This window comes from Undibacterium sp. Ji83W, assembly GCF_049340385.1.
In the GTDB taxonomy this organism is placed as follows: domain Bacteria; phylum Pseudomonadota; class Gammaproteobacteria; order Burkholderiales; family Burkholderiaceae_D; genus Undibacterium.
The window spans coordinates 131,473-153,572 of sequence record NZ_JBMPOZ010000010.1 but is presented as its reverse complement, the minus strand read 5'-3'; the positions used below and the strand labels follow the sequence as shown (position 1 = coordinate 153,572).

General features: G+C 50.7%; 20 protein-coding genes. 13 read left to right on the top strand and 7 right to left on the bottom strand.

Going from position 1 to position 22,100, the window contains the following annotated elements; all coding sequences use genetic code 11:
• Nucleotides 1-3: 3 nt before the first annotated feature.
• Both ACO0LD_RS17595 and ACO0LD_RS17590 read left to right on the top strand, forming a co-directional pair.
• On the top strand, nucleotides 4-1,713 hold the full coding sequence (locus ACO0LD_RS17595) for an Hsp70 family protein (protein WP_423009091.1): 1,710 nt from the start codon (nucleotides 4-6) through the stop codon (nucleotides 1,711-1,713).
• Nucleotides 1,710-3,080, top strand: coding sequence for a hypothetical protein (locus tag ACO0LD_RS17590; RefSeq protein WP_423009089.1), 1,371 nt, complete (start codon nucleotides 1,710-1,712; stop codon nucleotides 3,078-3,080). The genes ACO0LD_RS17595 and ACO0LD_RS17590 overlap by 4 nt, the downstream gene beginning before the upstream one ends.
• 54 nt (nucleotides 3,081-3,134) lie before the next feature.
• Here ACO0LD_RS17590 and ACO0LD_RS17585 read toward each other — a convergent pair whose 3' ends face one another.
• From ACO0LD_RS17585 to ACO0LD_RS17565, 5 genes are all read right to left on the bottom strand, one after another.
• Complete coding sequence (locus ACO0LD_RS17585) at nucleotides 3,135-4,013, bottom strand: hypothetical protein (protein ID WP_423009087.1); 879 nt, start codon at nucleotides 4,011-4,013, stop codon at nucleotides 3,135-3,137.
• A gap of 222 nt (nucleotides 4,014-4,235) precedes the next feature.
• Nucleotides 4,236-5,012 (bottom strand): hypothetical protein, encoded by a 777-nt coding sequence (locus ACO0LD_RS17580; protein WP_423009085.1) that lies wholly within the window; start codon nucleotides 5,010-5,012, stop codon nucleotides 4,236-4,238.
• Between the two features lie 30 nt (nucleotides 5,013-5,042).
• Nucleotides 5,043-5,810 carry a tRNA(His) guanylyltransferase Thg1 family protein gene (locus ACO0LD_RS17575; RefSeq protein WP_423009083.1) on the bottom strand — a complete coding sequence of 256 codons (768 nt, stop codon included), beginning with the start codon at nucleotides 5,808-5,810 and terminating at the stop codon, nucleotides 5,043-5,045.
• A complete protein-coding gene (locus ACO0LD_RS17570) occupies nucleotides 5,807-6,241 on the bottom strand; it encodes an AAA family ATPase (RefSeq protein WP_423009081.1) in 435 nt (144 codons plus the stop codon). The genes ACO0LD_RS17575 and ACO0LD_RS17570 overlap by 4 nt, the downstream gene beginning before the upstream one ends.
• Nucleotides 6,242-6,316: 75 nt before the next feature.
• Nucleotides 6,317-7,234, bottom strand: a complete 918-nt coding sequence (locus ACO0LD_RS17565) for a cupin domain-containing protein (RefSeq protein ID WP_423009079.1) — start codon at nucleotides 7,232-7,234, stop codon at nucleotides 6,317-6,319.
• 162 nt (nucleotides 7,235-7,396) lie between these two features.
• On the opposite strand from ACO0LD_RS17565, the gene ACO0LD_RS17560 reads away from it, so the two are divergent.
• Together ACO0LD_RS17560 and ACO0LD_RS17555 are read left to right on the top strand one after the other, a co-directional pair.
• Nucleotides 7,397-8,413, top strand: a complete 1,017-nt coding sequence (locus ACO0LD_RS17560; RefSeq protein WP_423009077.1) for a zinc-dependent alcohol dehydrogenase family protein — start codon at nucleotides 7,397-7,399, stop codon at nucleotides 8,411-8,413.
• 43 nt (nucleotides 8,414-8,456) lie between these two features.
• Nucleotides 8,457-8,837, top strand: a complete 381-nt coding sequence (locus tag ACO0LD_RS17555) for a hypothetical protein (protein ID WP_423009075.1) — start codon at nucleotides 8,457-8,459, stop codon at nucleotides 8,835-8,837.
• Between the two features lie 41 nt (nucleotides 8,838-8,878).
• Here ACO0LD_RS17555 and ACO0LD_RS17550 read toward each other — a convergent pair whose 3' ends face one another.
• Nucleotides 8,879-9,517: a TetR/AcrR family transcriptional regulator gene (locus ACO0LD_RS17550; protein WP_423009074.1), complete on the bottom strand. Its 639-nt coding sequence runs from the start codon at nucleotides 9,515-9,517 to the stop codon at nucleotides 8,879-8,881.
• A 275-nt stretch (nucleotides 9,518-9,792) separates the two neighbouring features.
• On the opposite strand from ACO0LD_RS17550, the gene ACO0LD_RS17545 reads away from it, so the two are divergent.
• The 7 genes from ACO0LD_RS17545 (at nucleotide 9,793) to ACO0LD_RS17515 (ending at nucleotide 18,405) form a co-directional block, all read left to right on the top strand.
• Nucleotides 9,793-10,176 carry an RNA-binding S4 domain-containing protein gene (locus ACO0LD_RS17545; RefSeq protein ID WP_423009072.1) on the top strand — a complete coding sequence of 128 codons (384 nt, stop codon included), beginning with the start codon at nucleotides 9,793-9,795 and terminating at the stop codon, nucleotides 10,174-10,176.
• A 300-nt stretch (nucleotides 10,177-10,476) separates the two neighbouring features.
• Nucleotides 10,477-11,079 (top strand): TetR/AcrR family transcriptional regulator, encoded by a 603-nt coding sequence (locus tag ACO0LD_RS17540; protein ID WP_422941168.1) that lies wholly within the window; start codon nucleotides 10,477-10,479, stop codon nucleotides 11,077-11,079.
• A gap of 92 nt (nucleotides 11,080-11,171) precedes the next feature.
• Nucleotides 11,172-12,962 (top strand): acyl-CoA dehydrogenase C-terminal domain-containing protein, encoded by a 1,791-nt coding sequence (locus ACO0LD_RS17535; protein WP_423009070.1) that lies wholly within the window; start codon nucleotides 11,172-11,174, stop codon nucleotides 12,960-12,962.
• A 57-nt stretch (nucleotides 12,963-13,019) separates the two neighbouring features.
• Entirely contained in the window at nucleotides 13,020-15,419 is a 2,400-nt protein-coding gene (locus ACO0LD_RS17530) for a 3-hydroxyacyl-CoA dehydrogenase/enoyl-CoA hydratase family protein (protein ID WP_423009069.1), read from the top strand.
• A gap of 15 nt (nucleotides 15,420-15,434) precedes the next feature.
• Nucleotides 15,435-16,631: an acetyl-CoA C-acyltransferase gene (locus tag ACO0LD_RS17525; RefSeq protein WP_423009067.1), complete on the top strand. Its 1,197-nt coding sequence runs from the start codon at nucleotides 15,435-15,437 to the stop codon at nucleotides 16,629-16,631.
• A gap of 80 nt (nucleotides 16,632-16,711) precedes the next feature.
• Entirely contained in the window at nucleotides 16,712-17,587 is an 876-nt protein-coding gene (locus tag ACO0LD_RS17520; protein WP_423009065.1) for an alpha/beta fold hydrolase, read from the top strand.
• Between the two features lie 41 nt (nucleotides 17,588-17,628).
• Nucleotides 17,629-18,405 (top strand): enoyl-CoA hydratase, encoded by a 777-nt coding sequence (locus ACO0LD_RS17515; RefSeq protein ID WP_423009063.1) that lies wholly within the window; start codon nucleotides 17,629-17,631, stop codon nucleotides 18,403-18,405.
• Between the two features lie 174 nt (nucleotides 18,406-18,579).
• Here ACO0LD_RS17515 and ACO0LD_RS17510 read toward each other — a convergent pair whose 3' ends face one another.
• Nucleotides 18,580-19,353, bottom strand: coding sequence for an SDR family oxidoreductase (locus tag ACO0LD_RS17510; RefSeq protein ID WP_423009061.1), 774 nt, complete (start codon nucleotides 19,351-19,353; stop codon nucleotides 18,580-18,582).
• A gap of 79 nt (nucleotides 19,354-19,432) precedes the next feature.
• Here ACO0LD_RS17510 and ACO0LD_RS17505 point away from each other — a divergent pair, with 79 nt between their 5' ends.
• Together ACO0LD_RS17505 and ACO0LD_RS17500 are read left to right on the top strand one after the other, a co-directional pair.
• Nucleotides 19,433-20,365, top strand: coding sequence for a LysR family transcriptional regulator (locus tag ACO0LD_RS17505; RefSeq protein WP_423009059.1), 933 nt, complete (start codon nucleotides 19,433-19,435; stop codon nucleotides 20,363-20,365).
• A 530-nt stretch (nucleotides 20,366-20,895) separates the two neighbouring features.
• The gene (locus ACO0LD_RS17500; protein ID WP_423009057.1) at nucleotides 20,896-21,972 is read left to right on the top strand and encodes a diguanylate cyclase domain-containing protein; all 1,077 of its coding nucleotides are present in this window, start codon (nucleotides 20,896-20,898) and stop codon (nucleotides 21,970-21,972) included.
• Nucleotides 21,973-22,100: the final 128 nt, after the last annotated feature.

The window sequence follows — 22,100 nt, the reverse complement described above, 5'->3', positions numbered from 1 at the left end:
GAAATGATAGTCGGTATAGATCTGGGTACAACCAATAGCTTGATCGCTGTCTGGAAAGATGGTCAGGCGCAATTGATTGCCAACGCGCTGGGTCATGTGCTGACACCTTCCTGTGTCAGTATCAACGACAACGGCGAAGTGCTGGTAGGCTTGCCTGCACGTGACCGCTTGCTGACCAATCCTGACCGTTCTGCTGCTCTTTTCAAACGCTACATGGGTACGGAAAAGAGCATGCGGCTTGCGGGTAAAAACTACCGGCCAGAAGAGTTATCTGCGCTGGTGCTGAAGTCACTGGTTGCCGATGCCGAGGCTTTTCTTGGTGAAAAAGTGACTGAAGCCGTCATTACCGTACCAGCCTATTTTAACGACACCCAGCGCAAGGCCACCCGCATTGCCGGTGAATTGGCAGGCCTGAAGGTAGAACGTTTGTTGAACGAACCAACGGCTGCCGCACTGGCCTATGGTCTGCACCTGGCGCCTAAAGAATCACAATTCCTGGTGTTTGATCTTGGTGGCGGCACCTTTGATGTGTCCATTCTGGAATTGTTTGCAGGCATCATGGAAGTCCGTGCAACTGCAGGTGACAATTTCCTTGGTGGTGAAGATTTTACCGGGGTGCTGGTCAAGGGCTTCATTGAACATGCCGGCAAGACTGCCGGTATTATTGAGACCGATTTGAGCGCCGCCCAGCGTACCCATTTGCGCACAGAAGCAGAGCGGGTCAAGCGCGCCCTGTCAGGTGGGGATCATGCCACCTTTTCTTACCGTCACAATGAATCTGAGCTGCTCTGGGAGGTCAGTCTCACTGCTTATGAGAAACTGTGCGCAGACTTGCTGCAACGCCTGAGCCAGCCTATAGAGCGCGCACTGCGTGATTCCAATATCAGGCCGAATGAGCTTGACCGCGTTGTAATGGTAGGCGGCTCTACCCGCATGACTATCGTCCATCGTCTGTTGACCCGTTTGTTTGGCCGCTTCCCCAGCCGTGATATCAATCCGGATGAGGCCATCGTCATCGGCGCTGCCGTCCAGGCTGGCCTAAAAGCCAGGGACGAGGCACTTAATGAAGTTGTCATGACGGATGTCTGCCCTTATTCGCTCGGTATCGCAGTATCAGAAGAGTACGGTGACGGCGAGTATCGCACTGGTTTGTTCAGTCCTCTGATTGAACGTAACACGGTAGTACCAGTCAGCCGCTCCAAGGAATTTCAACCCATCAGTGACAAGCAGGAACAGATCGATATCAGGGTCTACCAGGGGGAAAGTCGCGAAACCAAAGACAATATTGCGCTGGGAGCCTTCACTCTTCCCCTGCCTTTTACGCCGAATACGGACCGCAGTGTAGACATTCGTTTCACCTATGACATCAATGGCTTGCTGGAAGTGGAAGCTACCATTAAAGCCACAGGGGCAAAGCAAAACCTGGTCATAGAACAAAATCCCGGCGCGATGTCGGCAGAGCAACTTGAACGCAGCCTGGTGGCGATGCGTGCATTGAAAATACATCCGCGTGATCAACTTGAAAATCAGGCCATGCTGGAACGCCTGAAACGGCTGTATGAACAAAATCTTGGTAACCGCCGTGAATGGGTTGCTGCACGCCTCAGCCAGTATGAGCAAATACTGGCACGACAAAACCCAAGAGAAATTGCCAAGGCCAATGAGGCGTTCACGGAAGTGCTGACCCGATTCGAGGGCGCGCCCTTGTTATGAAACCCTTCGTCCACCTTGGTATTGCCGCCACAGATGACAAGCGGCAAATCAAACTTGCCTATGCCGCGCGTCTGAAGCAGGTCAACCCTGAAGATGATCCTGAAGGTTTCAAGGCCTTGCGGCAGGCCTATGAATTGGCGCTTTCCACAGCAAGCGATACTGACAAGGCGCCGGGCCCCAATTTCACTGAAGAGCAGCCAGACCTGCCTGAGCTGGACATGGCAGCGATACTCCAGCCAGACACCAGGCCGGAGGAAGACCCATCCCTGCCCAGTACGACGGACCTGGATGCACAAATTTTATCCTGGGGTGGTCAAACTCAGTCCCAAACCCAAACGGTACCGCCAGGGCCGCGCCCTGTGCCTCAAGCTGTTGAACAAACTCAGCAAAAGACAGAGGTACCTGGCGGTTTTCCTGGACATGTGCTGGACCAGCCTTTGGACTGGTCCGTCAATCTGGATTTAAATCTGGAATCTGACAATACCCTGGAACAGCAACTGAGACAAAAATGGAAACCGGGCCCACGTCCTCAAATTGCTTATTTCTCGAACAAGGCAAATCTTAAAAATATTGCGCAGTCAGATTCTGAAATGCCCGGGCAAGGCAGCAGCAATGCTGCCACTGGTAATCACCCACCTGATGCAGCAACTGCGGCCCTGCAAGTTTGTAACATATTGCTGAGGACTGATGTCCGTCAGCAAGAAGCAAAGCTCAGGCAATTACTGGAGCAGCCAGCCTGGGGAAATCTGGATTTCAAGGTCAGGCTGGAACAGGCTTTTGTGCAGGTAATCAATGAATCCTTCGACGAGCGCTACCCACTGGTCAAATTTTTGACTGCGTATTACGACTGGAAAAACTTATTGCCCAAGCGCCGCCAGCATTCGGCAGCAGTCATCAACCTGGTCAGGCGTGCTAACGCGCGCGAGTGGCGTCGTGACATGGAGAGCCTGCCCTATGGCACACCGACAGCTGCCGCTTTTCAATTATTGATGGCTATTCCAAACGAAGAAAAGTTCAAGGCCTTTGCAGAAATTCATGAACAGCTCCTGGCTATGCACAAGTTGTTACAGAAGTTAGGTTCAGACAAGAAAGATGCCTTGCAATATGAAGTTAATCGTGAATCGGTCAGTTGGTGGCAGAACTATGTAGATATGCGTCTTACCTTGCAGCCGGACCAGAATTCAAAAAAGCCACCGCAAAAGAAAGTCGCAAAAAAAACGCCCCAAAAAGCAGAGGAAAAATGGACCCCGGCGCGGCTGCAGAAATATGCACTCAGGTCCGTAGTTGGCATGTATTTACTGACCTGCATCATGACCGGGCTCTTTTCCGACACCTTGGACAAGCTGCTTGATTTTCTTGGCCTTTGAGCCTGGCTTGATTATATGAGCCGGGAAGGGGGATGGCTGTGCTTGAATAAACTTCTATTCCCTCTTTGTTAATGCCAAACTATAAGAAGCCAGACTGTAAGCAAGGCCTGCGATAAAGCCCAGCTTGGGGTCAAAAACAGCCAAAGCAAGCACACCACAGATACAGCCAGTTGCATGATACAAGGAATCCTCTCCGCGTATTTTTGCCTGCAGCGCAGATGCCATCGCTGCTACAGCCAGTATGATAGCGCTGTAAAAACACCAGTCCAGAAAATGTCCTGGATTGATGTCAAAGACAGATGCTGTAAAAGCTTCTTCGGCAAAATTTCCCTGTTTATATAAAAAGTTAAACACACTGGAGAAATTAAAACTCAGGGGCGGCAGTGAATTCAAATAACTTGCCGAACAAATGATGAGCAGGGCTAAAATTCCTTTGGATAGTGAAAATAAACCCCAAGCGCTGGGCTGCCTGCTCATCCATGCGAGACTAACGGGGTAGTTGTTACTATCTGCTGGCGAGAACAGGTTTTTCAGGCTCACAAACATGCCCAGGCTGGTGAGCAGTATGAATACCAGATATACGAGGTTTTGCGTTGAATGCCGAGCATCCTGAAACCAGGGCTGCGCATACAGCACGCCCAGTGTCAGTGCCGCGATTGCGGCAACTATAAATCCTGCGTATTTGCTTTTTTGTGGCTTGCGCACCAGCCCCGCCAAGATATGCAGCAAGGGTGTACACAATGCATAAGAACCTGACAGCAATAGCAGCATGAACAAGAACTTCATGCCAAATGCAGCCAGACTCAGTCCCCGGCCATAAAGATTTGTCGCCACAGCCGCAAGCAACCAGGTAAGTGGCGCAAACATGGGTGCCAGCACATACGCCTGAAAGGGGATGTGCTGTGCATTGCTGTCGTTGTGATCAGTCGGCATCGGTTCTTAGCAATTGCAATAGAGACTTATTATATATGTCCACTTGCTACAATTTGTAGTGCACAAGGCATACACTGATGTCTTGAGTGTTGTTTTGTGGAGTATGGCTCTTAGTGAGGCTTCTAATTTAGATACATATTCACTTGAGCTCGGCATAGGCAGCAGAACTACGGCTTACCAGAACTCGATGTGCTTGAATGTAACAGCCGAAGCTCAGTTTGTTTATTCGCTTGAGCAGTTCTCATCAGAGATTTCCAGTCGTTCTAATTTTACAAGTTCAATTTCCTTGCAAAGAAAAACCGTTGAATGACCAAAGAAATCATTTAGCCTGACTTCATAGTAATTCCGGCTACCAATTTTCTGTTTCTCGATAGACATTGTAGGGAAAAATATTTTTTCCAGCTGTGCTGCTTGTTGAATTGCATCTGTGAGTGCAAAACTCGCTGCCCATCGTGAAACCAATGTCCGTTCAAATTTTTCCTCGTCTAGGTAATTGCGCACGAAGTGTTCGAACAGTATAGAAAATTCTGCTATGTACTTTGCAGAATAATGAGGGATAGTTCGTCGTATTGAGAATTCTGTAAAACTGCAATCGCTTAGTTTGGGATCATAGTTCAGTATTTCTTGCAAAAGTTCTCCACCATGAATGAACGTAACGCCCTCTATGGCATTTGGTAATGGCAATACCTGAATGGCTTCTTTATCTATCAAGTTGCCCGTTTCAAGTATCTCTATCACTTTCTCCATTTCCTTGGTTTTGTCATGATAGAAGTTTCCTCCCACTATAAAAAACACCCTGGACCCATGTTGTCGAAAGAGCTGGATATCTTCGAGTATGCGCTCCTGTACCTCAATTGGAGCATTCGAGAAAAAACTTGTTTCACCTGTTTTTGCAATACCTTCTTCACATACTGATATCAAAAGGGGTAATACAGGCTCCCCTTTTTTCCACAAATCTAGCCAGTAGTTCATCTGCTCTTGATAGGATTCTTGAGTCATTTTTTTCCTGATAAATTTGATGATGCAAGATCAAGTACTTTGGCTGCTTATAAGATGCCACAAGAATTCACTATATGTGTCCCCCTGCGGCAATTCATAGTCTGTCTTCAAGATTTTTCTTGTACTGACAACTTCTTTATTTTCTTTTGGATTAAAACCGACTTTCTGTTCTTCGACCATGTACAGGCCAGTACCGCGTTTTTGCCATAGAGGCAGGGTCTTGAAATTGATATCCCTGCTGTGCAGTAAAGCTTCTTTCTCCGCCAGTGACTTGCCTTCTATGCAGCTGGTGGTTTCATTTTGTGACTTGCCCTCTTTTCTGAGCTGCCAGTAGCAATGTGCGTTCAAGGCATTTCTATTGGCATCTTCATTGCGCCAGCGAAAATAATCGACGACCAGGTTTTGAGTCGGCAACTGGCAAATACGGCAATCAAAAGCGGCAACCTGGCCCAGCATCAAGCTGAATTTGGCTGAGGCTTCACCCGCCAGCAGGGAATTGTATTTTCTTAATTTGCGGCCAAAGGCATTGATATGCAAGTCAAACAATAAGGAAATCTCATCGCTCTGGTTATAGGCATAGATGACCTTGAAGCCGCAATTCATCAGATGCTTGCAGGTTTCCACCATCAGGTCGCGGAACCTGATGTCAAACGGTGCTTCAAATGTGCAGGTTTCTTTGGTCAGGCGGGTAAAGCCGCGGCCATCGATGCGGGCAATCATATACGTTCCGGTGGGGACGTAATCATCATGCGCTGTTTCATAGCCGCGCATGATTTTTTCCAGTTCATCAAACTTCATTTTTTCCAATCAGTGACAGTCAATTTGCCATCTATAAAATCGACGTAATAGAGTTGATCAAAGCCTTCATCGTAGCTGGGTAGTTCCAGTTTTTTATGCGTGGCGAAGATGCCGATGGGAGGAACAACTTCCTTGCGCTGTTGATTCCAGGCGAGCGAGCGCTCCAGGTCAGTCTTGAAATAATAGGCAGTCAGACGATAATGCCTGGCCTTGATTTTTTCTATGTAGTGTTGGCGCACAGCTTTCGTAACATTGGTGTTGTCTATGAGCAGTGGCATACTGGATTCAAAGCACAACTCCAGCAGTTTCGTTTCCCTTGATTTGGTCTTGAGCAGGTCATTGCTGATGCGCAGATGGGAGTTGAAGAAATGCTCTTTGTAAAAAGAGGATTTCCCGCTGGCTTGTAGTCCGATAAAAATGATAGCTTCCATAGTCGCCATTATAACCAGCGTCTGAGCTTCATTTCGCCGTTTGTATATTTTCCCTCATTGGTATTTCATGAGGAACTAATGCGCAACAGCACGGCGAAACTCCCCAGGGGGCATGCCATGGACACGTTTGAACGCACGTTTAAACGCCTCGTCGGATTCATAACCTATCATGTCGGCAATCTCACCCAGGGACTTATCGTTTTGCCGCAACAGGCAACTGGCTTTGAACATGCGCCATCTGGTCAGGTATTCCAGCGGCGTTTCACCGACCTTTTCTTTAAAGCGCAGGGCAAAGGCAGAGCGTGACATCAGGGCTATTTGTGCCAATGCTTCCACTGTCCAGGCCTGCGCCATATTCTGATGCATGGCGCGCAGGGCTGCACCGAGTTTTTTATCTGCCAATGCTGCAAACCAGCCCAGCTCGTCAGCGCCTGCATGAGCAATGTGGGCGCGTATGGCCTGTACAAAGATGATGTCTGCCAGGCGGCTTACTACCAGGCTGGAACCCAGATCAGTGCTGGTGGCCTCCAGCGCCAGGATTTGCAGGCTGGCTTGTAAAGCCTCATTGCGCTGGCTGTCTGTACGCACATGCAATACACCAGGTATCAGGCTGGTCAACGACAGGGCAGAACTCTGGTCGTAAGAAAACCAGCCGCAGATGATGGTGGCACGTTCACCCTGACCCGAGCCCAATTCCACCAGACCACCTATCTTGTCGCGCACTGCCTGGGTGCAGCTCACCCTGGCGCTGTCCAGGCTACTGCACAGGACATAAGGTAAACCGCCAGCCATGACATAGCAATCACCTGTCTGCATGATGATGGGCTCGGACATATCTTCCATCTGGAACAGGCAACTGCCTTTGACGACCAGGCCAAACCTGGCACTTTTGCCGCCTGCCAGGCTCAGGCCCCAGGGCGCTATGGTTTCCAGCTTGGCATAAATGGCGCTTTGCACGCGCATGGCGGCAAATACGTCGTCTAGTGGATCCATCTCACCCCCGGTTTGTACGAATGTGCAAAACAGCTTCCATGAATTGGACGATCTGCTACTAAGCATGGACTGCCTGCGTAGTTTGCGCAGTTAAGGCTCACTAGAATATCACTTATCGCGATGTCACAAATTTCCTTATCAAACTATGTATTGGAGAGAGTTATGCAAGCCTATCATCTGGGCAGCGTTGGCAATATGGACGGTCTGGTATTGCGCGACACGCCTACCCCCGAGCCTGGCGACTATGAGGTATTGGTTCGCGTCCATGCGAGGTCTTTGAATTTCCGCGATACCCTGATCATGCAGGGGCGTTACCCGCTTCCCGCTGTATCCGGCGTCGTGCCACTCAGTGATGGCGCTGGCGAAGTTGTTGCGGTGGGGAGCAAGGTGAAGCGGTTTGCCATTGGCGACAAGGTTGCCGGCAGCTATTTTCCGCAATGGCAATCGGGCCGCCTGACGATGGAGCAGGCCGCCGAACAATATGGCTGCACCCGTGATGGCATGCTGGCAGAGTATGTGCTGGCCAATGAGCAAGGTCTGGTCCGGACACCGCAACACCTGTCTTATGCAGAAGCCGCCTGCCTGCCCTGCGCCGCGTTGACTGCCTGGTCAGCACTGAATGGGTCACGTCGCATTATTCCCGGTGAAACCGTACTCACCATAGGAGCAGGTGGAGTAGCCCTGTTCGCAACACAGTTTGCCAGAATGGCCGGTGCCCGCGTGATCGCCATTACCTCCAGTGCAGGCAAAGCTGCTGTGCTGAAAGAACATGGCGCGCACGAGGTTGTCAACTATGTGGAACATCCCGATTGGGACAAGCAAGTCCGGGCACTGACTGCCGGACGCGGCATGGACCATATCGTTGAAACCGGCAGTATTGCTACTTTACCCAAGTCCATCAATTCCGCAGCGCTTGATTGCCAATTGACCCTGATCGCTGCGCTGGCTTCTTCTGCCGAGGCGGGTGATGCTCTCGATCCACGTATTTTTGCCGGGCTGCTCAATATCCGCCGTGTTTTTGTCGGTAGTCGCAATGATTTTGAAGAAATGAATCGCGCCTTGGAGCTGCATCAATTGCGACCCAGGATAGACAAGGTGTTTGCATGGGAAGAGGCCAGGCTCGCCTATCAGCACTTTGAGTCACGCCAGCATATAGGTAAAGTCGTCATCGTCGGTTAGCAAGCAGACGCTTTGCATCTCAACATGAAAACCAAGGAAAAATATGAACACCGAATTCAATATCAACGCACTGACAGAAGATTATATCGCTGTCTGGAATGAACCGGATGAGGAGCAACGCAAAGCCCGTATCCGCCGCCTGTGGGCAAAAAATGGCTGGCATTTCACGCCATCAATGGCTGTGCAAGGCTATGAAGAATTGGATGCGCGGGTTAGCATCGCCTATCATAAATGGGTGCAACAGGCGGGCTATCGTTTCCATCATTGTGGTGCAGTACAAAACCATCATCGTGGTGTGTACTTTCAGTGGGAAATGCAGGACGCCGATGGCAGGACGGTTTCTGTCGGTTTCGATTTTTTGCAGCTGGATGAAGCTGGTGCCATCATTTCCGATCACCAGTTCCTGGGCAAGAATCCAGCTTGAGGTGAGCGTATTCTGAATCGCGCCTGCTGAAATGATGCCGCCTAATTGATGCTGGTCGTCGAGCGTATACCTTCCGTAATGAACTTCAGCAAATGTGGTGCGGCCAGGTCAGCCTGGCGGGCAGGGCACAGACCATCAGACAAGCGCTCTATCCTTGTGTCCACCACATGATGCAGCAATGCCCCAAGGGCGAACTGATAACTCCAGTAGACGCTGTCTGCGGTGGCATGGGGTAGGGCATCGTGCAGTGCTGCGATGAATTCGCGTGCCATGGGGTCGTAAAATTCACGGGTGATGCGATCGCTGGCTTCGTGCTGGTCAATCACGCCACGCATGACCATGCGTGAAAAGTTAGCGCCTTCGGCTTTTTCATTGAGTTTCAATACCGGCATCACAAAGGCAGCGATGATGGCATCCAGTGCTACACCCGGTGCACTATGTGTGCGTGCGTGGCGCAAGCCATTCAGGCGTTCGGCTATGTAGCCGCTGTGATGTTCATAGATGGCGTGATACAACTCATTTTTTGCGCCAAAGTAATAACCTATCAGAGCGATGGGTACGCCAGCTTCGTGGGCGATGTCGCGTATGGACACGCCTTCGTAGCTTTGCGCTGCAAAGCATTTCTCTGCGGCAATGAGGATTGCGCGCTTTTTTCCACTTAGTTCTTCAACAGAGCTCATGAGCTGATCCGACCAAATTGGCAAGCATGCGAAAGTATATAAATTAATGCAAAACTTTGCCGAATTGTACGGTCGTTCAGTTTATTGTCTATGCGCACTGCAACATAGTCCAATTTCGTGACGCGCTTTGTTGTATGCACAAACATTGGGCGAAAATGCCTAGGATTTGACTGACAGCCGCCATAAATTGCATCAAAATAGAATGGACGTATTTTTTAGGGCCATACTGGATAGTAATTGGTCCGTACACTTGGTAAAGAAAAGCGACATCCTTCATGAGTGACACCACCCGTATCGATAAATGGCTATGGGCAGCCAGATTCTTTAAAACCCGCAGCCTGGCAACCAATGCCATAGAATTGGGCCGCGCCTTGCAAAACGAGCAGCGCGTCAAGCCTGCGCATAATGTCAAAGTCGGCGACCTGATCGAGGTGCAGCAGGCTGAACAGGTGTGGCAAGTCAGGATATTGCGCATACTGGAAACCCGTGGCTCGGCCACCATCGCCCAGACCATGTATGAAGAAACTGCAGAGAGCGCAGCAAAACGCGCCAAAGTGGCAGAAGACAGGAAGTATTTCCGTGAACCAACAGCGAAGCTGACAACCAGACCAACCAAGCGTGACAGAAGACAGCTGGACCAGACCCATAATCAGGAATAAGCCAGGAATGAGCCAAGACTAAGCAGAAAACAAAAAAACGAAAAGACAGGAGGCAGAGCAATCAGGACTTACGCAAAATTGTCCCAGCGAGGCGCTGTAACGCAGCTGGGGTAATTTTGCGTAAGTCCTGATATAGATACTCTCCTCTAAAGACGCAATCTGGTTTGACTTTTAAGGCGCTGTGCATAATAGTACGAGCGTTCGATAAATTCATTTGTTTGCATCACTTTTTGGCATCGCTACTGTAGACATGAATCTTTTCAACACAATCAATGTAATATGAATATGACATCAAAATTCATGCGCAAGGGAGAACTGACCCGCGCCGCCATTCTGGACGTAGCCCTGGACGCTGCCAGCCGTGATGGCATTGAGGGGCTGACCATAGGTTTGCTGGCCGACAAGATGAACATGAGCAAGTCTGGCGTGTTTGCCCATTTCGGTTCGCGTGAAGATTTACAGATCGAAGTGCTTAAGCTGTACCACCATCATTTCGAGCAAGAGGTGTTTTATCCAAGCATGAAAGAAGAACGTGGTCTGCCGCGTTTGCAGTCCATGTTTGCCTTATGGGTCAAGCGCGTCACGGTAGAGATTGCGTCTGGCTGTATCTATATCAGCGGTGCGGCCGAATACGATGACCGGGCAGGACCTATCAGGGATGAACTGGTTGGTATGGTCCACGCGTGGCAGGGTGCTTTGCACCGCGCTGCAGCACAGGCGATACAACTGGGCCATTTGCGTGATGATGTCGAACCTGAACAGATTGTGTATGAGATGTATGGCCTGATATTAGCCTTGCACCATGATGCGCGTTTCTTGCGCAAGCCGGGCAGCGTAGGCCGTGCCGAGATTGGATTTGAACGAATGATCGAGTATTACGCGCCGGTGCATATCACTGCCTGATTTTGACAGGCTTTGACAGGCTTTTACAGACACCGCCGCAAAAAATTTAGCATCCACATTTACCGTTTTAACTTTGCCGTCAGGAGAAAATCATGGGTCAATATATCGCTCCATTGCGTGATATGCAGTTCGTGTTGCATGAGCTGTTGAATGTAGAAGAAGAATTGAAACAGCTGCCCAAGCACGCTGATGTTGATGGCGACATCATCAACCAGATTTTGGAAGAAGGCGGCAAGTTCACTGCCAATGTATTGTTCCCACTGAACCACTCCGGTGACCGCGAAGGCTGCCACCACGACAAGACCAACCATACTGTCACGACACCAAAAGGCTTTAAAGAAGCCTACAAACAATATGTGGAAGCTGGCTGGCCTGCATTGTCATGCGACCCTGAATTCGGCGGCCAGGGCTTGCCACTGGTAGTCAACAATTCTTTCTATGAAATGTTGAATTCATCGAACCAGGCCTGGTCCATGTACCCAGGTTTGTCCCATGGTGCCTATGAATGTATCCATGAGCATGGCACACCAGAACAAAAATCCCTGTACCTGCCCAAGCTGATTTCTGGCGACTGGACTGGCACCATGTGCCTGACCGAGCCACATTGCGGTACTGATCTGGGCATGCTGCGTTCCAAAGCAGAACCTCAGGCTGACGGCAGCTACAAAATCACAGGCGCAAAGATTTTCATCTCCGCCGGTGAACATGATATGGCTGAGAATATCATTCATCTGGTACTGGCACGTTTGCCAGGTGCACCAGAAGGATCGAAAGGTATTTCCCTCTTCATCGTTCCTAAATTCCTGTCGAATGCAGATGGCAGTATCGGTGAACGCAATCCTATTTTCTGCGGCGCGATCGAAGAAAAAATGGGCATCCATGGCAATTCCACTTGCCAGATGAACCTGGACGGCGCAACTGGCTGGCTCATCGGTGGCCCTAACAAGGGTTTGAATGCGATGTTCGTGTTCATGAATGCTGCACGCCTGGGCGTGGGCATGCAAGGTCTAGGTTTGACAGAAGTCGCCTACCAAAATGCCCTGGTCTACGCTAAAGACCGTATCCAGATGCGCAGCCTGTCTGGCCCCAAGGCACCGGACAAGCCGGCTGACCCTATCATCGTTCACGCTGACGTACGCCGCATGTTGTTCACAGCAAAAGCCTATGCTGAAGGTGCGCGTGCATTCTGTTCTTACGTTGCCCTGCAACTGGATAAAGAATTCAATCACCCTGATGAACAAGTCCGCAAAGATTGTGCTGACGAAGTCGCCTTGCTGACACCAGTCATCAAAGCCTTCATTACCGACAATGCATGGACTGCAACTTCTGAATGCCTGCAAGTCTACGGTGGCCATGGCTTCATCGCTGAATGGGGTATGGAGCAGTATGTACGTGATGCCCGCATCAACATGATCTACGAAGGCACGAACACGATCCAGTCCCTGGATTTGCTGGGTCGTAAAATCCTGATGGACAACGGTGCAAAACTGCGCAAGTTTGGTGCCAAGGTACAGGCTTTTGTTGAAGCCAATGGCACTAACGAAGCACTGGCAGAATTCATCACGCCACTGGCTGATCTGGGCGACAAAGTCACCAAGCTGACGATGGAAATCGGCATGAAAGCCTTCCAGAACCCGGACGAAGTTGGCGCTGCTGCCGTACCTTACCTGCGCGTAGTTGGTCATCTGGTCTACAGCTATTTCTTTGCACAAATGGCAAAGATCGCTCTTGAAAAACAAGATTCCGGTGACAAATTCTATGTCTCCAAACTGGCAACAGCACGTTTCTACTTTGCCCGCCTGTACCCGGAAACAGCGATGCTGATTCGCCAGGCACGTTCTGGATCTGCCAACCTGTTGTCACTCGAAGCTGACTTGTTCTAATCAAACATTCGCGCCATCCCATGTGGATGGGCTGGCGCGAAACTCTTGAGGTTAAAAATGACCAATTTCATCGTTAAAAAAGTCGCCGTTCTGGGCGCTGGCGTAATGGGTGCGCAAATTGCTGCCCACTGCATCAATGCAAAAGTGCCTGTCGTCCTGTTTGATCTGCCAGCCAAGGAAGGCCCGAAAAACGGCATCGTCCTGCGCGCTATCGAGAACCTGAAAAAGCTCAATCCTGCGCCACTGGGCAACAAGGATGACGCAGCCCTGATCGAAGTCGCTAACTACGAAGACAACCTCGATGTGCTGGCCGGTTGCGACCTGATCATTGAAGCCATTGCAGAACGCATGGACTGGAAACATGATCTGTACAAAAAAGTATCCCCGCATATTGCACCAAATGCGATTTTCGCCTCCAACACTTCCGGCCTGTCCATCACTGCCTTGTCCGACGGTTTTGATGCAGAACTGAAAGCCCGTTTTTGTGGCGTGCACTTTTTCAACCCACCACGCTATATGCACCTGGTGGAATTGATACCTACCGTTGCGACTCGTCCAGAAATCATCGACCAGCTCGAAGGCTTCCTGACAACGACACTGGGTAAAGGCGTAGTCCGCGCTAAAGATACGCCTAACTTCATCGCCAACCGCGTCGGTATCTTCGGCATGCTGGCAACGATTTATGAAGCAGAAAAATTTGGCCTGACTGTCGATGTCGTCGATGACCTGACAGGCAAAAAACTGGGCCGTGCTTCTTCCGGCACTTTCCGTACAGCTGACGTGGTTGGTCTCGATACCATGGGCCATGTCATCAAGACCATGCAAGACAATCTGTCTGATGATCCTTTCTTCGCTGCCTACAAAACACCTGAAGTGCTGGCCAAACTGGTCGCTGCAGGTGCCCTGGGTCAAAAATCCGGTGCCGGTTTCTACAAAAAAGTCGGCAAGGACATCCAGCGTCTGGACTTCGCTACCGCACAATATGTGACTGGCGGTGCCAAGGCTGACGACGTTGTCGCCCGCATGCTCAAAGAAAAAGACCCGGTCAAGAAAATGAAGACCCTGCGTGAATCGACCAATGTACAGGCACAGTTCCTGTGGGCGATTTTCCGTGATGCCTTCCATTACATCGCTGTGCATGGCGCAACGATTGCTGACAATGCACGCGACATCGACTTCGCGATGCGCTGGGGCTTTGGCTGGAATGTGGGTCCGTTCGAAACATGGCAGGCATCTGGCTGGCAAGAAGTCGCTGGCTGGGTCAAAGAAGATATCGATGCAGGTAAGGCATTGTGCAATGCACCGCTGCCAGCCTGGGTATTTGATGGCCAGGTTGCAGAAAATGCGGGCGTCCACACAGTCGAAGGCTCCTGGTCACCAGCAAGTGGCAAATTCGTGCCACGTTCCACATTGGCTGTATATGACCGTCAGGCATTCCGTGCGCCGGTACTGGGCACAGGCGCGGCAACTGGCGCAACTGCTGGTACGACTTTCTTTGAAGATGATTCCGTCCGTATCTGGCATCAGAATGACGACGTTCTGGTTCTGTCATTGAAAACCAAGATGCACGTGATTGGCCCAGGCGTCATCGAAGGCATGGAAAAAGCCATTGCTGAAGCCGAGAAAAACTTCAAGGGTCTGGTGATCTGGAGTGCAGATGCAGCTGACGGCGGTGCCTTCTCTGCTGGCGCTGACTTGCAAGCCATGCTGCCTTTGTTCATGTCCGGTGGTGTGAAAGCCATTGAGCCAGCAATCTCCCGCTTGCAAAATGCGCATCAGGCCTTGAAGTATGCAAACATCCCTGTAGTGGCTGCCGTTTCTGGCCTGGCACTGGGTGGTGGTTGCGAATTGATGATGCACACAGCCAAGCGCGTGGCATCCATCGAGTCTTACATCGGCCTGGTTGAAGTGGGTGTAGGCCTGGTACCTGGCGGTGGTGGTTTGAAAGAAGCAGCAGTACGTGCAGCGGCAGATGCGAAAGGCACTGATTTGCTGCAATTCCTGAAAAACTACTTCACCAATGCAGCGACAGCCGCCGTCTCCAAATCTGCGCTGGAAGCACAGAAGATGGGCTATTTGTCTGCGGATGACGTCATCGTTTTCAACCCTTACGAATTGCTGCACGTTGCGAAAGTTGAAGCACGCGCCATGTTTGATGCCGGTTACCGCGCACCTATGCGCAAACTGGTACCAGTTACTGGCCGTCATGGCATCGCCACGATCGCTGCACAACTGATCAATATGCGTGATGGCGGTTTCATTTCTGCACATGATTTCAAACTGGGCAAAATGATTGCTGAAGTGGTCAGCGGTGGTGACATCGATAATGGCAGCCTGGTCAGCGAACAATGGTTGCTCGACATGGAGCGCAAAGCGTTTATGGAATTGCTGAATCATCCAAAAACACAAGAGCGCATTATGGGCATGATGCAAACTGGCAAGCCAGTCCGTAACTAATCGAGGTACATTAACATGACTAAACAACTCCAAGACGCCTACATCGTCTCTGCTACCCGTACCCCGATCGGCAAATCTGGTCGTGGCATGTTCCGTAACACCCGCCCTGATGACTTGCTGGTGCGTGTACTGCAATCTGCTTTTGCGCAAGTACCTAATCTTGACCCTAAGCTGGCTGAAGATGCGATCATTGGTTGCTCTTTCCCTGAAGGCCCGCAAGGCCTGAACCTGGCGCGCATGGGCATCTTGCTGGCAGGTTTGCCTAACAGCATCGGTGGCGTCACCATCAACCGTTATTGCGCATCCGGTATTACTGCCGTTGCGATGGCGGCAGACCGCATCCGCGTTGGTCAGGCTGACGTGATGATCGCTGGTGGTGTCGAATCCATGTCCATGGTGCCTATGATGGGTAATAATCCATCGATGAACATGGATATCCTGAAAGACGAAAATGTCGGCATGGCCTACGGCATGGGTCTGACAGCAGAAAAAGTGGCCCAGCAATGGAAAGTATCACGTGAAGCGCAAGATGCATTTGCCCTGCAATCGCACCAACGTGCCATTGCTGCGCAAAACGCTGGCTACTTTGATGCTGAGACAACTTCTGTCGATATCATCGACCGCGTGCCTAACCTGGCAACCGGCGAAATCGAACTGAAAACCCGCACCGTCAGCCGTGACGAAGGCGCACGTCCAGATACCTCCATCGAAGGCCTGGCAAAACTGAAACCTGTATTCGCCGCCAAAGGCAGCGTTACTGCAGGTAACAGTTCGCAAACTTCTGACGGTGCTGGCGCGCTGATCCTCGTCAGCGAAAAAATCCTGAGAGAATTCAACCTGACACCACTGGCACGTTTCGCTTCCTTCGCAGTACGTGGCGTACCACCAGAAATCATGGGTATCGGTCCTAAAGAAGCTATCCCGGCAGCATGCCGTGCCGCTGGCATCACGCAAGACCAGATCGACTGGTTTGAATTGAATGAAGCCTTTGCAGCACAATCCCTGGCCGTAGTACAAGACCTGGGCCTGGACCCATCCAAGGTCAACCCTATGGGCGGCGCGATTGCCCTGGGCCACCCACTGGGTGCAACTGGCGCGATCCGTTCTGCAACGACTATCCATGCCCTGCATCGCAACAACCTCAAATACGGCATGGTCACTATGTGCGTAGGTACAGGTATGGGCGCAGCAGGTATTTTTGAACGCATGTAAGCTGCTTGCCTGAACAAAAACAACCGCGCAGACTGTATTTTCTGCGCGGTTTTTTTTAATGAGCTGAGTTTGAAGGAGTCATGATGGAGACGGTACAAATTATCACTGCTGACGGCACGGCGCTGACAGCAAAAAAATTCACACCCGCAAGCACAATAAAATCAGTCGTCGTCATGCCAGCGGCCATGGGCGTGAAGCAGAATTTCTACGAACCCTTTGCCGAATTTTTGGCAGAGAATGGTATTGCCGTACTGAGTTTTGATTACCGCGGCATGGGTGAATCGATACCCGAGCAATACCGCAATTCATTACGCGGCTTCGATGCCGACATCCTGGTCTGGGCAGAGCGTGACTACAATGCCGCTCTCAAGACAGCAAAAGAATGGCAACCCGCTGTACCCCTGCTCATCGTCGGCCACTCGCTAGGCGGGCAATTGCCTGGCCTGGTACCTGACAACCATCTCATTGATGGCATGCTGACCGTAGGCTGCGGTAGCGGCTACTGGCGCGATAATTCACCTCAACTGAAACGCTTTGTCTGGCTCATGTGGTATTTCCTCGTGCCTTTGTACACCCGCATCTGGGGTTACTTCCCCGGTAAAAAAATGCGCAAGGTCGGTGACCTGCCCAAGGGTGTGATTTATCAATGGTCACGCTGGTGCCGCAGCCCTGAATATTTTGTGGAGAAGGACGGCAGCCCCATGCAAACCGGCCACCATAAAATCCACAAGCCCATACTCTGCATGAGCTTTACCGACGATGAAATGATGAGCCGCCGCAGCATAGACAGCATGCACGATTACTACAGCAATGCCAGGGTTGAACGCCGTTACATCAATCCCAAAGACGTCGATGCCAGGCGTATAGGCCATTTCGGCTTTTTCCGCCCACAGTTCCGCAACACACTTTGGCAGCAAGCCTTACAATGGCTGAACACTGCACCACAATCTACCTGATCAATACCTGATTAATACCTGACAATTAAGAGACGACAACAATGGATATCCTGACCCACAAAGAAGACGGAATTTTGACGATCAACTTCAATCGTCCAGAAAAGAAAAACGCCATCACCCAGGCCATGTATCAGGCCATGGCAGATGCACTGCGCGATGCAGAAACAGATGTGACAGTACGCGCCATCCTCATCACCGGCAAGCCAGAAATTTTTACCGCCGGTAATGATCTTGAAGACTTCATGAAAAACGCCCGCAGTCTGGCCGAGCCAGACGCTGTACCACCCGTCTATCAATTCATGCAGGCTCTGAACGAGTCTGGCAAACCTGTGATTGCCGCCGTCTCAGGTGCAGCAGTCGGCATAGGCACCACGCTGCTCATGCATTGCGACATGATTTATCTGGCCGAGAATGCCAAATTGTCGATGCCTTTCACCCAGCTTGGCCTGTGCCCAGAGTTTGCCTCCAGCATGATATTCCAGCAAATCGTTGGCTATCAACGCGCCGCAGAAAAACTCATGCTGGGCGAAGCTTTCACTGCCGCTGAAGCATTTGAAATAGGCTTCGTCAATAAAGTCTTGCCACTGGAAGCTTTACTGCCCTACGCGCAGCAACAGGCAGCCAAACTGGCAGCACTGCCAGCCGCCTCCATACGTGCCACCAAGCGCCTGATGAAAGGCAACCAACCCGCCGCCATCAGTGCCAAGATGACAGAAGAAAACAAGTACTTCTCAGCGATGCTGAACGCGCCAGAAGCTAAGGAGGCGTTCATGGCTTTCTTCCAGAAGAGGAAGCCAGACTTCAGTCAGTTCAATTAAGCTTCGTCGGGACTTTTTGTAAAGCTCAAAAGCGCCCAACATCATTCGGTAGTCGCCAGCCGCCTGGGTCTTTACGGAGGTCTTCCTGAGATTGAGGTGAGGTGTTGCGAGCTGCAACACCTTGTTCTGGTTCAGGGAGTAGGTCAACGAATCGAAAGTATTCGGGTCGGTTTGTCAGAGCAACGCGCCGCCGGAAGCTTCTATGCGCTGCCCATTGATCCAGCCAGTGCCTTCGGAAAGTAGTGCGGCGACTACACCACCAATGTCATCAGGAAGCCCATTGCGGCCCAAAGCTGTCATGCCAGCGAATTGCTTATTGAGCTCAGCGTTGTCGCGTAGCGCACCACCACCAAAGTCTGTTTCTGTTCCCCCAGGCGCGATCGCATTAACGCTGATGTTGCGTGCACCCAATTCCTTGGCCATAAAGCGTGTCAACACTTCTATACCACCTTTTGCTGCAGCATAGGCAGCGTAGCCGCTGAACGTAAAACGAGTCAAGCCAGATGAAGTATTGAGGATACGTCCGCCATCCTCAATCAGTGGGAGCATCTTTTGTGTCAGAAAGAATGTTCCCTTCAGGTGAATGTTGATCATCAGGTCGAACTCTTGTTCGGTCGTGTCGGCAATGGGCGCATACACACCAGAACCCGCATTGTTGACGAGGTAGTCAAGACGTTCGCGCTGCCATGTGTTTTGTAGAGTTTTCTTCACATCACTGGCAAAATCGGCAAATGTGCTGGCAGTGCCAACATCAAGGCGTAAGGCCGCGGCGCGACGCCCCATGCTTTCAATCTGCTTGACCACGGCCGCCGCTTCGTCCGGGCTGCTGAGGTAGGTGATGATGACATCGACGCCACGTGCAGCCAGACTCAAGGCACTGCTGCGTCCAAGTCCGCGGCTGCCACCGGTGATAAGGGCGATACGGTTTGGTTTTGTAGCCATATTCATAAAGTTCTCCTAACGTTGATTGGGTATGAAGACTTTACAGTTCCACGAACAGCAGATAAAGTAGTCTGAAATTAACTTAATGTTTCTCCTGGAAGAACAATTGCCCATGGATTTGAATGATTTGAGGATTTTTTGCCGCGTCGCCGAATTAGCCAGCTTTACCAAGGCAGCGGAACATCTCAACATGGCGAAAGGCCGGGTATCAACTATCATTCAGCTACTGGAATCAGAAGTTGGTAGCCGGTTACTCCAACGCACCACGCGTACTGTCCGGCTCACACCCGACGGCGAAATCTTTCTTGAGCGTTGTAAGGAACTGCTGGTGGACGCCGACCAGTTGCACGGCATGTTCCGCCCCATTGCCGGAGATTTGCGCGGCAATGTACGCATCGACATGCCCGGCTTGTTCGCTCAGGAACTGGTGCTGCCAAAGTTGCCAGAACTACTCGTCACACATCCACAGCTTGAGCTTGGGATCAGTATTAACGATCGCTGGGTCGACATAGTGCGGGAGGGTGTGGACTGCCTGGTCAGGATAGGCCCACTGCCGGATTCAGATTTGGTGGCACGGACAATTGGAATGATGAAGATGTGCAATCTGGCCAGCCCGGCATATCTTCGGCAGTACGGTGTGCCGCTTTTGCCAGGGGATCTTGCCCACCACCGCATCATTCATTATGCAAACAACTTACGCAATGAAGATGCTGTTTTTCGATACGCGCACGACAATGCGGTCCGCATGGTGCCAATGCAGAGTGCACTCGTTGTCAACGGTGGCACTATCTTGCAGATGGCCTGCCTTAAGGGACTGGGAATCATGCAGATGTCCGCCCCGACATGCCAGCGCCTGATCGACAGTGGTGAGTTGATTGAGGTGCTGCCCGAATTCAGACCACCGCCACTACAGGTTTCCTTACTCCTGCCTCATCGCAGGCACATAGCCCCGCGCGTGGAGGCAGTACTTAACTGGGTTACTCAAGTCACCCGGCCACACATGCTCGACCGGGTGTGATCCACTCAACATCGCCTTGATACGTCCGCGCCAGCCACGCGCAGTGCACCCAGCACCTAAGAAAATACTGGTGAAGAATGCCGATGGCTGGGGTAAATACGGGAAGTAAGCTGCAAATGGTGGCATCAGGAATCTCTCTTCGAGGTAAATTCCACATGTACATCCATTAAATTAACAATGGCTAACACTTGATATGTTGATCTGCAGCTCAAACTGGGATTTTATTGAGAAGCCGCTTTGATGATCAATAAGCCATCAAAATTCACGTTCATAAATAGCGCGCTGTCTGTCAGGCCGCAGTAATCTTATAAAAATGAGCAACAGAATTTTTATAACATAGGCGGTTGGCCAGGCCAATCGGCTCTTTCCTTGTCTGTAACTGCATCCGCTATGGCGAACTTGCTATTGCGGTCATAAGCACACTACGCTATAAATCTGGAAAGACCTTAAAAAAGCTTATGTGAAAGTATCAGCACGAGCAAAAAATGGCTAAATATAAACTGTTGAGACTTTAAAAAGAGAGCGTGCCCATGGTTCAAGTTGAACGTCATCAAATAGACGAAACCTCTCTGCGCGAACTGGTGGAAACCTTGCGAACACGCGCTGAAAGTCTGGAATCAATGGATAAGCTGGTGTCTTCACTTAAAAAGGAAGCCGAGCACCATCACCGCCTGACAGACTCTTTGAAGCATGGTTTGGAGCTGGTACAGCAAATAGTTGAAGAGCGCGAAGCCTTCTTCAGTCTGTCACTTGATATGCTGTGCATTGCTACCACCAGCGGATACTTTCATAAAGTTAACCGGGCGTTTGAACGTACCCTGGGGTATACGCAAGAAGAATTATTATCGCGTAGCTTTCTTGAACTGGTGCATCCGGAAGATCTTGAAAAGACCCAGCAAGAAGTAGAAAAACTGCGCATGGGCATAGACACCATCAGTTTTGATAATCGTTACCAGCACAAAGATGGTGGTTATCGCTGGTTGAACTGGACTACGCCAGCGCCCATACCTGGTTCAAATTTTCTGTATGCCGTTGCGCGTGATGTTACCGAACAGCGTCAACGTGATGAACGTACCCTGTATCTGGCTTCGCACGATGATTTAACCGGGCTGGCAAATCGATGGCGTTTTAACGAAGAACTGAAAGCCAGTTTCGCCAGGTTAAAACGTCATCCGAATAGACAATTCGCCGTGCTGGTGCTTGATCTGGATCAGTTCAAACCTATCAATGATACTTATGGTCATCAGGCTGGTGACATTGTCTTGCGTGCGATTGGGGAGCGCCTGAATGCCATTAAAAGAGAAACGGATGTTTTGTGCCGTCTTGGTGGCGATGAATTTGCCCTGCTTGCACCAGACGCCGATATCACCGAAGCTGGCATGATCGCAGAACGTATGCGTAAGGAAATCATCCGCCCTATCAGTATTGGCGACGCAGACGTGATTGTTGACGTCAGTATTGGTATCGCCTTGGCAGAAGAAAATACCAGTGACGCAAATACCCTGCTTAAATTGGCAGACGAAGCCATGTATGAAGCCAAACGCATTAAGACAAATACCGCGAGGCCTGCCAGGCATGAGTTCAGTTCTCACATTCATGTATTCTGAACTATGCGATTGTTCATCGAATTGACTCTGTGAATTGATCCATCTCCCATTTCATGATGAAGATCGTCATCTGGTCACAGGTCTTTCAAAGTCCAGTTCTTGAGATCCTGGTGATTGTTTTAAGCTGC

Excerpts from the sequence above, each read along its gene's own strand:
- ACO0LD_RS17570 (WP_423009081.1), bottom strand. The coding sequence starts at position 6,241 with ATGGAAGCTATCATTTTTATCGGACTACAAGCCAGCGGGAAATCCTCT.
- ACO0LD_RS17505 (WP_423009059.1), top strand. The coding sequence starts at position 19,433 with ATGTTTCTCCTGGAAGAACAATTGCCCATGGATTTGAATGATTTGAGG.
- ACO0LD_RS17510 (WP_423009061.1), bottom strand. The coding sequence starts at position 19,353 with ATGAATATGGCTACAAAACCAAACCGTATCGCCCTTATCACCGGTGGC.
- ACO0LD_RS17595 (WP_423009091.1), top strand. The coding sequence starts at position 4 with ATGATAGTCGGTATAGATCTGGGTACAACCAATAGCTTGATCGCTGTC.
- ACO0LD_RS17535 (WP_423009070.1), top strand. The coding sequence starts at position 11,172 with ATGGGTCAATATATCGCTCCATTGCGTGATATGCAGTTCGTGTTGCAT.
- ACO0LD_RS17500 (WP_423009057.1), top strand. The coding sequence starts at position 20,896 with ATGGTTCAAGTTGAACGTCATCAAATAGACGAAACCTCTCTGCGCGAA.
- ACO0LD_RS17580 (WP_423009085.1), bottom strand. The coding sequence starts at position 5,012 with ATGACTCAAGAATCCTATCAAGAGCAGATGAACTACTGGCTAGATTTG.
- ACO0LD_RS17530 (WP_423009069.1), top strand. The coding sequence starts at position 13,020 with ATGACCAATTTCATCGTTAAAAAAGTCGCCGTTCTGGGCGCTGGCGTA.
- ACO0LD_RS17555 (WP_423009075.1), top strand. The coding sequence starts at position 8,457 with ATGAACACCGAATTCAATATCAACGCACTGACAGAAGATTATATCGCT.
- ACO0LD_RS17585 (WP_423009087.1), bottom strand. The coding sequence starts at position 4,013 with ATGCCGACTGATCACAACGACAGCAATGCACAGCACATCCCCTTTCAG.
- ACO0LD_RS17545 (WP_423009072.1), top strand. The coding sequence starts at position 9,793 with ATGAGTGACACCACCCGTATCGATAAATGGCTATGGGCAGCCAGATTC.
- ACO0LD_RS17540 (WP_422941168.1), top strand. The coding sequence starts at position 10,477 with ATGCGCAAGGGAGAACTGACCCGCGCCGCCATTCTGGACGTAGCCCTG.
- ACO0LD_RS17515 (WP_423009063.1), top strand. The coding sequence starts at position 17,629 with ATGGATATCCTGACCCACAAAGAAGACGGAATTTTGACGATCAACTTC.
- ACO0LD_RS17575 (WP_423009083.1), bottom strand. The coding sequence starts at position 5,810 with ATGAAGTTTGATGAACTGGAAAAAATCATGCGCGGCTATGAAACAGCG.
- ACO0LD_RS17525 (WP_423009067.1), top strand. The coding sequence starts at position 15,435 with ATGACTAAACAACTCCAAGACGCCTACATCGTCTCTGCTACCCGTACC.
- ACO0LD_RS17590 (WP_423009089.1), top strand. The coding sequence starts at position 1,710 with ATGAAACCCTTCGTCCACCTTGGTATTGCCGCCACAGATGACAAGCGG.
- ACO0LD_RS17560 (WP_423009077.1), top strand. The coding sequence starts at position 7,397 with ATGCAAGCCTATCATCTGGGCAGCGTTGGCAATATGGACGGTCTGGTA.
- ACO0LD_RS17565 (WP_423009079.1), bottom strand. The coding sequence starts at position 7,234 with ATGGATCCACTAGACGACGTATTTGCCGCCATGCGCGTGCAAAGCGCC.
- ACO0LD_RS17550 (WP_423009074.1), bottom strand. The coding sequence starts at position 9,517 with ATGAGCTCTGTTGAAGAACTAAGTGGAAAAAAGCGCGCAATCCTCATT.
- ACO0LD_RS17520 (WP_423009065.1), top strand. The coding sequence starts at position 16,712 with ATGATGGAGACGGTACAAATTATCACTGCTGACGGCACGGCGCTGACA.